General features: G+C 66.2%; 5 protein-coding genes. 2 read left to right on the forward strand and 3 right to left on the reverse strand.

The genetic code is table 11. The features are described 5' to 3' along the window. Nucleotide 1: 1 nt before the first annotated feature. Complete coding sequence (pcrA, locus tag H276_RS0116185; protein ID WP_019972343.1) at nt 2-2,338, reverse strand: DNA helicase PcrA; 2,337 nt, start codon at nt 2,336-2,338, stop codon at nt 2-4. A gap of 140 nt (nt 2,339-2,478) precedes the next feature. On the opposite strand from pcrA, the gene H276_RS0116190 reads away from it, so the two are divergent. Next, a complete protein-coding gene (locus tag H276_RS0116190; RefSeq protein WP_196807935.1) occupies nt 2,479-2,772 on the forward strand; it encodes a chorismate mutase in 294 nt (97 codons plus the stop codon). Here the strand turns inward: H276_RS0116190 and H276_RS0116195 are convergent. Beyond that, on the reverse strand, nt 2,769-4,802 hold the full coding sequence (locus H276_RS0116195; RefSeq protein WP_019972345.1) for an acyltransferase family protein: 2,034 nt from the start codon (nt 4,800-4,802) through the stop codon (nt 2,769-2,771). The genes H276_RS0116190 and H276_RS0116195 overlap by 4 nt on opposite strands. Before the next feature lie 78 nt (nt 4,803-4,880). Next, complete coding sequence (locus tag H276_RS0116200) at nt 4,881-6,329, reverse strand: NAD-dependent succinate-semialdehyde dehydrogenase (protein ID WP_019972346.1); 1,449 nt, start codon at nt 6,327-6,329, stop codon at nt 4,881-4,883. A gap of 56 nt (nt 6,330-6,385) precedes the next feature. Here H276_RS0116200 and pgi point away from each other — a divergent pair, with 56 nt between their 5' ends. Next, on the forward strand, nt 6,386-8,035 hold the full coding sequence (pgi, locus tag H276_RS0116205) for a glucose-6-phosphate isomerase (RefSeq protein WP_019970639.1): 1,650 nt from the start codon (nt 6,386-6,388) through the stop codon (nt 8,033-8,035). The last annotated feature ends 18 nt before the right edge of the window (nt 8,036-8,053 follow it).

Here is an 8,053-nt window from a genome sequence, read left to right on the forward strand (position 1 = left end):
TCTAGAGCTTTTGCACCGGCGCGTGGTTGTGCATCAACTTGACCCGGCCTGCGCTGCCGAAGTCGATCAACGACATGGCGGTTTCGCCCGTCCCGGAGACCTCCTCGACGCGGCCGAGACCGTACTTGTCGTGGGTGATCCGGTCGCCGGGCTCCAGCACGATCAGCGGGCGGTTGCGCGCCGCGGCTCGCGCCGGGGCTGGACGGGCGGTGCTGTAGCGGTCGGCGCCAAAAGAGGCGCCACCGGGCGCGCTCAAGGACGGGGCCTGCTCGACGCGCCGCCAGTTGACCAGCTCCTCCGGGATCTCCCGCAGGAAACGGGATTCCGGGTTGAGCATCGGCTGCCCCCACGACGACCGCACCTTGGCCCGGCTGACGTACAGCCGCTGACGTGCGCGCGTGATGCCCACGTAGGCTAGCCGGCGTTCCTCGGACAGTTCGGTCGGATCGCCCAGGGCCCGCATGTGCGGGAACATACCGTCCTCCCAGCCGGTCACGAACACGGCGGGGAACTCAAGTCCCTTGGCGGTGTGCAGAGTCATCAGCGTCACCACGCCGGCGCCCTCTTCGGGGAGTTCGTCGGCGTCGGCGACCAGCGACACCCGTTCCAGGAACTTGGCCAGCACGCCGGTGTCGGGAATGTCCTCGTCGATCGGTTCGTCTTCGGCCAGCGCCTGGGCATTGGCCAGGTCAATGCTGAATTCGTGTGCGACGCTGACCAATTCGTTGAGGTTGTCGAGCCGGGCCAGATCCTGCGGGTCGTTGGACGCTTCGAGTTCACGTCGGTAGCCGGTGCGCTCGAGCACCGCCTCGACCAGATCGCCGAGCTCGCCGTCGAGTTTGCCCCGCAGGTCGTCGAGCATCTGGACGAACGACGCGATCGCCTTCTCCGAGCGGGTGTTGAGCATCGGCACCCGGCCCTCGGCCGCGGCCTGCAGAGCGTCGTTGAAGCTGCCGCCGGTGTTCTCGGCGTAGACGGCAACGCACGCCTCGGCGCGGTCTCCGATCCCGCGGCGCGGCGTGTTGAGGATACGACGCATGCTCACCGAGTCGCCCGGGTTGTCGAGGACGCGAAGGTAGGCGACGATGTCGCGGATCTCCCGGCGCTCGTAAAAGCGCACGCCCCCAACCACTTTGTACGGAATACCGGCCCGGATGAACACTTCCTCCAGGGCACGCGAGGAGTTGTTGGTGCGGTAGAACACCGCGACGTCTGTGTACTTCAGCCCTTCGCGGTCGGCGAGTGCATCGATCTCCTCGGCAACGAAGCGGGCCTCGTCGTGCTCGTTGTCGGCGACGTAGCCGACGATCCGCTCACCCTCGCCGGCGTCGGTCCACAGCCGTTTTTCCCGCCGGCCGGCGTTGCGTGCGATCACCGAGTTCGCGGCGTTCAGGATGGTCTGGGTGGAGCGGTAGTTCTGTTCCAGCAGAATCGTTGTCGCATCGGGATAGTCCCGTTCGAAGTCCTCGATGTTGCGGATGGTGGCGCCCCGGAAGGCGTAGATCGACTGGTCGGCGTCGCCCACCACGCAAAGCTCGGCGGGTGGGACGGTGCCCTCGGTGCCTTCGGTGTCGTGTCCCACCAGTTCCCGCACCAGCATGTACTGGGCATGGTTGGTGTCCTGGTACTCATCGACCAGGATGTGCCGGAACCGTCGCCGGTAGTACTGTGCGATCTGCGGAAAGGCCTGCAGCACAGCGACTGTCTCACCGATCAGATCGTCGAAATCCAGGGCGTTGGCAGCCCGCAGCCGGCGCTGGTACTCGGCGTAGACCTGGGCGACGATGCGGGCCATCTCCTCTTCGGCCTCGAAGGCCTCGGCCACGGCCTGCTCCGGGCCGATCAGCTCGTTCTTCAGGTTGGAGATGCCGTTGGCAAGCAGCCGCGGCGAGTACCGCTTGGTGTCGAGGCCCATATCCTTGCCGATCATCATCAGCAGGCGCCGCGAATCGTCGGAATCGTAGATGGAGAAGTTGGAGTTCAGCCCGGGCAGCAGCGAGGCCTGATTGCGCAGGATCCGCACGCACGAAGAATGGAAGGTGGAAACCCACATGTTCCTGGCTCTGGGGCCCACAAGGCCGACCACGCGTTCGCGCATCTCCGCGGCGGCCTTGTTGGTGAACGTGATGGCCAGGATCTGCCCCACCCCGACGTCGCGCGCAGCCAACAGATAGGCGATCCGCCGCGTCAACACTGCCGTCTTGCCCGATCCGGCACCGGCCACGATGAGCAGCGGCGAGCCCTGGTGCAGCACCGCCTGGCGCTGCTGGGGGTTGAGCCCCTCCAGCAGTTGATCGGTTTCTGAGACAGCTGAGGAGGCGACGGGCGAGGTGGTCATATCGACCTCAAACTTACCGCCGCACCACGACAGTTTTGCGCCGGCCCGAGCAGCGGTGGCACACTCGAATGCGTGTTTTCACGCCCCGCGGTCCGCATCGGATCCGGGGCCTGTCTCGTGTGTGAGGCCCGCCACCGAAGATGAGGCCCCCACACAACAAAAAGCCCGCATTGACTGAGACGATCGAGACCGTGCCTGACATCGATGACCTGCGTCGCGAGATCGACGAACTCGACGCCACCATCCTGGCCGCTGTCCAGCGGCGCACCGAGGTTTCCAAGCTGATCGGCCAGGCCCGCATGGCGTCGGGTGGCACCCGCCTGGTGCACAGCCGCGAGATGAAGGTCATCGAGCGCTTCAGCGTGCTCGGCCCCGAGGGCAAAGACCTCGCGATGCTGCTGCTGCGGCTCGGCCGGGGGCGCCTCGGCCACTAGCCTTTCCGCCGCTGCGGAGCAGCGGGCGGGGGTGCCGGCGGCAGGTTGCGTAGAGAGTCCGCCAACCACGGTGCGAGCCATTTCACGGCCTCGGCGGTCGGATGCACACCGTCGCTGCGCATCCTGATGCCGTCGACGCGCGAAGTGTAGGCACCGCCCGGATTGAGCTTGGCGTTGAAATCGAGCACCTCGAAATTCGGGTGCTTGCCGACGACCGCACGCAGGATCTTGTTCCATTCCTGCACGCGGGCCGGCTGATCCTCGGGGTAGAGGCTGCCGTCCGCCCGCTCCCCCCGCCGGTTGTACAGCGCGGTCGTCACCACCACCCGCGCCCCGGTCGAGCCCAGGATGTCCAATGCGCGCTGCAGCTCACCCTGCAGGTATTTGTCGAAGTCCGGATCGCCGATGTGCGTCCAGTGCCCGTGCCACATGCGGTCCACGGTCTCCCAGCGGCCGATCATCAGCAGCACGACGTCGGGCCGGTCGTGGGTGACACGCTGAGTCCAGCGTTCCGGCCAGGTGTCGCATTCGGGCTTCTGGTTGAGGGTTTCCCCGCTCGACCGATACGGGCCGCCGCGGACGATGCCGCACCCGATGGTGGTGTAGTCGCTGAAGCGCAGCCCGGGGGTGGCCGGTAGGTAGCGCATGAGCGTCCAGGCCACCGAGTCGCCGAACACGCCGATCACCTTGGTGCCGGGATCCCGGACCGGGACGCCACCTATCGGGACCGGCACCTCGGCGCCGACGTCTTCCCTGAGGGCGGCCGACATGACGTCGGGGCCGGTTCGTTCGGTGGGTTGCGTGACGGGCAGGGCACCCATCGTCACCGCGGCCGCGGTCGCCACCGTGGCAGCGGCCAACCGCAGCATCGGCACGTGCGTGGGGCGCCAACGCCGCACCGGTTGTTCGATCAGCCACCACGACACAAGGGCGGCCGCGAGCGTGACCGCACATCTGAGCGTCAGCAGCGACCAGCTCGTCCACCCGGTACGTTCCCCGTCGAGGATCAAGAAGATCGGCCAGTGCCAGAGGTACACGCCGTAGGAGATGGCGCCCAGCGCCACGAGCGGGCGCCACGCCAGAGCCTTCGCGACGTACCCGTCCTGGTCGAGCGCGACGGGCGCGACCACCAGTACTGCGGCCACGGCGACCACGGTCAGCAGGCCGTGCCGGAACTCGTCGGCGCTGCCCGTGGCCAAGTGCGCGGCCACCGCGAGCACCGCGATCCCGAACACCGGCAGCACCCACGCGACCCAGCGCTGCCAGCGAGTGCGGATCAGCGTGCCGGACATCGTCAGCTTCGACCAGTCCCGAACCAGCAGGGCTGCCGCTGCAGCCCCGACCAGCAGGGCCTGCACGCGGGTGTCGGTGCCGAAGTAGACGCGGTTGACATCCTCGGCGCCGTCGCCGACGAGCAGAACGGCCTCCGCGGCCGACGCCACCACGCCGGCCGCGGCGAGCCCGAACACCGCCCACCGCACGGTGCGCGCGGAGCGGCCCCGCAGCAGCAGCGCCACCCCCACCAGTAGCACCGGCCAGATGACGTAGTACTGCTCCTCCACCCCCAGCGACCACGTGTGCTGCAGCGGGGAGGGAGCACCGCCCTGCGTGAAGTAGTCGACCTTCTGAACCACGAATCCCCAGTTGGCGATCCAGAAGAACGCCGCGACGGCGCTATTGCGCACGTCTTCGACAGACTCGGGCGGAAACAGGTCACGCGCGGCGACGACGGCCAGCGTCATCACCAGCATCGCCGGCAGTAACCTGCGCACCCTGCGGACCCAGAAGGCCTTGAGATCGATGCGGTCGGTGTTGCGGTGCTCGTCGAGTAGCAGCGACGTGATCAGGAAACCACTGAGCACGAAGAACATGTCGACGCCGATAAAGCCGCCGGCCACGCCTGGAACGCCGCCGTGGCCGGCCACGACAAGAAGCACGGCAATCGCACGGATGCCATCCAGTGCCGGGATGTCGCGACGGGCGGTGGCCCGGCGAACAGGAACCCGGACCGGCGCCGCAGTCACGTTCATGCCCTCCCGTCTGGGGTTCGAGCACGAAAGTTTAAGTGGGCCGCAGCGCCGAATCGGGAAGGCGCGCTGGGGAAATCCTTACTTGGTCAACGCGATGTATTTGATGTCGAGGTATTCGTCGATGCCCTCGCTGCCACCCTCCCGGCCGAACCCGGACTCCTTGATCCCGCCGAACGGCGCGGCCGGGTCGGAGATGATGCCGCGATTGACCCCGACCATGCCCGACTCGATGGCCTCAGCGACCCGCAGTGCACGATCCAACGACTGCGTGTAGATGTAAGCCGCCAGCCCATAGTCGGTGTCGTTGGCGGCCTTTACACCTTCGTCTTCGGTGTCGAACCCGGTGATCGGCGCGACCGGTCCGAACACCTCTTCCTTGAGGATGCGGGCGTCGGGCGGCACCTCGGTGAGCACGGTGGCCGGATAGAAGTTGCCCGGCCCGTCGGGGGCGACGCCGCCCAACACCACTTTTGCACCGCGGGACACCGCATCGGAGACCAATTCGGTGACCGTGGCGACCTGGCTGGAATTGATCAGCGGACCCAGCGTCGACGCCGGGTCGATGCCCTTCCCGAGAGCAAACTCGCTCATCCGCTTGACCAGCTTGTCGGTGAACTCCTCGCGCACCGAGTTGGCGACGTGGAACCGGTTGGCGGCCGTGCAGGCCTCGCCGCCATTGCGCATCTTGGCCAGCACGGCGCCCTCGACGGCGGCGTCGATGTCGGCGTCGTCGAACACGATGAACGGCGCATTGCCGCCCAGCTCCATCGACGTGCGCAACAACTTGTCGGCCGACTGCTTCACCAGCGCCTTGCCCACACCTGTCGAACCGGTGAAGGTCACCTTACGCAGCCGGCCGTCGTCGATCAGGGCCGCGGTGACCGGGCCGGTGTTGGTGGTCGGCAAGACCGACAGCACCCCCTTCGGCAGGCCGGCCTCGTCCATGAGTTTTGCCAGCAGCAACATGGTCAGCGGGGTTTCCCGCGCAGGTTTGACGATCATGGTGCAGCCCGCAGCGAACGCCGGCCCCATCTTGCGGGTGCCCATGGCCAGCGGGAAGTTCCACGGGGTGATGGCGTAGCACGGGCCGACAGGCTGTTTGGTGACGACGATGCGACCGGTCCCGGCGGGGCTGGTGGCGTAGTGCCCGTCGATGCGGACGGCCTCCTCGGAGAACCAGCGGAAGAACTCGGCACCGTACTTGACCTCGCCCTTGCTCTCGGCGAGCACCTTGCCCATCTCGAGGGTCATCAGCGCGGCGATGTCATCGGCACGCTCGGTGATCTTCTCGAACACCGAGCGCAGGATTTCACCGCGTTCGCGCGGTGCCGTGGCGGCCCACTCGGCCTGAACTGCGCATGCGGCGTCGAGCGCGGCGATCGCGTCCTCCGGTGTGGCGTTGGAGACGGAGGCCAGGACCTGGTCGTCGCTGGGGTCAAGGACGTCGAAAGTCGAGGCAGCTTGCCGCTGCTCACCGCCGATCCACAGTCCGGTGGGAACTGACTTCAGCAAGGCTGCACTATCCATACCTTCATCATTTACTCCATTCCCGATCACCGCACACTAGGGTTCTCCATATGAGCATGAGCGCCGATATTTCGACTACTGCCGCGTGGCAAGCTCTGATCCGTCATCACGACAAGATCGGTGAGACCCACTTGCGTGAGTTCTTCGCCGAGGATCCCGCCCGCGGTACCGAGCTGGTGTTGAACGTCGGCGACCTTTATATCGACTACAGCAAGCACCGCATCACCCGCGAGACGGTGAAGCTTCTGGTGGAGCTGGCCCGCACCGCGGAGCTGGAGCAGCACCGCGACGCCATGTTCTCCGGTGAGCACATCAACACCTCCGAGGACCGCGCCGTACTGCACACCGCACTGCGGTTACCCGCCAACGCCGAACTCACCGTGGACGGCCACGACGTGGTCGCCGATGTACACGATGTGCTCGATCGGATGGGTGCCTTCACCGACAAGCTGCGCTCGGGTGAATGGACCGGGGCCACCGGCAAGCGCATCACCACCGTCGTCAACATCGGCGTCGGCGGTTCGGACCTGGGCCCGGTGATGGTCTACGACGCGCTGCGGCACTACGCCGACGCGGGCATCTCGGCACGCTTCGTGTCCAACGTCGACCCCGCCCACCTGGTCACCACACTCGACGGACTCGACCCCGCCACAACACTTTTCGTCGTCTCCTCCAAGACCTTCTCGACACTGGAGACGCTGACCAACGCCACCGCCGCGCGACGCTGGCTGGTCAAAGCACTCGGCGATGCCGCAGTGGCCAAGCACTTCGTGGCGGTCTCGACCCACAAGAAGCTGGTCGACGAATTCGGCATCAACACCGACAACATGTTCGGCTTCTGGGACTGGGTCGGCGGCCGCTACTCGGTGGACTCGGCGATCGGCCTCTCGGTGATGGCCGTGATCGGCAAGGAACGCTTCGCCGAGTTCCTGGCCGGCTTCCACCTTGTCGACGAACACTTCCGCACCGCCCCACTGGAAGACAACGCCCCGGCACTGCTCGGCCTGATCGGCCTGTGGTACTCCAGCTTCTTCGGCGCACAATCACGCGCGGTCCTGCCCTACACCAACGACCTGAACCGATTCGCAGCCTACCTGCAACAGCTGACCATGGAATCCAACGGCAAATCAGTGCGCTGCGACGGCTCACCGGTGAGCACCGAGACCGGCGAAATCTATTGGGGCGAGCCAGGAACCAACGGCCAACACGCCTTCTACCAGCTGCTGCACCAAGGCACCCGGCTGATCCCCGCCGACTTCATCGGGTTCTCCCAACCCGTCGACGATCTCGCCACCGCCGACGGCGAAGGCAGCATGCACGACCTGCTGATGAGCAACTTCTTCGCCCAAACCCAGGTGCTGGCGTTCGGCAAGACCGCCGCCGAGATCGCCGCCGAAGGCACCCCCGCCGCAATCGTGCCGCACAAGGTCATGCCGGGCAACCGGCCCTCGACCTCCATCCTGGCCACCAAACTCACCCCATCAGTCGTCGGCCAACTGATCGCACTCTACGAACACCAGGTCTTCACCGAAGGCATCATCTGGGGCATCGACTCCTTCGACCAATGGGGCGTCGAACTAGGCAAAACCCAAGCCAAAGCACTACTCCCAGTCATCACCTGCGACGAATCCCCCACCAAACAATCCGACTCCTCAACCGACGCCCTAGTACGCCGCTACCGCGTAGAACGCGGACGCGCAAAATAACCCACTACACAAAACGCT

Source organism: Mycobacterium sp. 141, from assembly GCF_000382405.1.
Lineage (GTDB): Bacteria > Actinomycetota > Actinomycetes > Mycobacteriales > Mycobacteriaceae > Mycobacterium.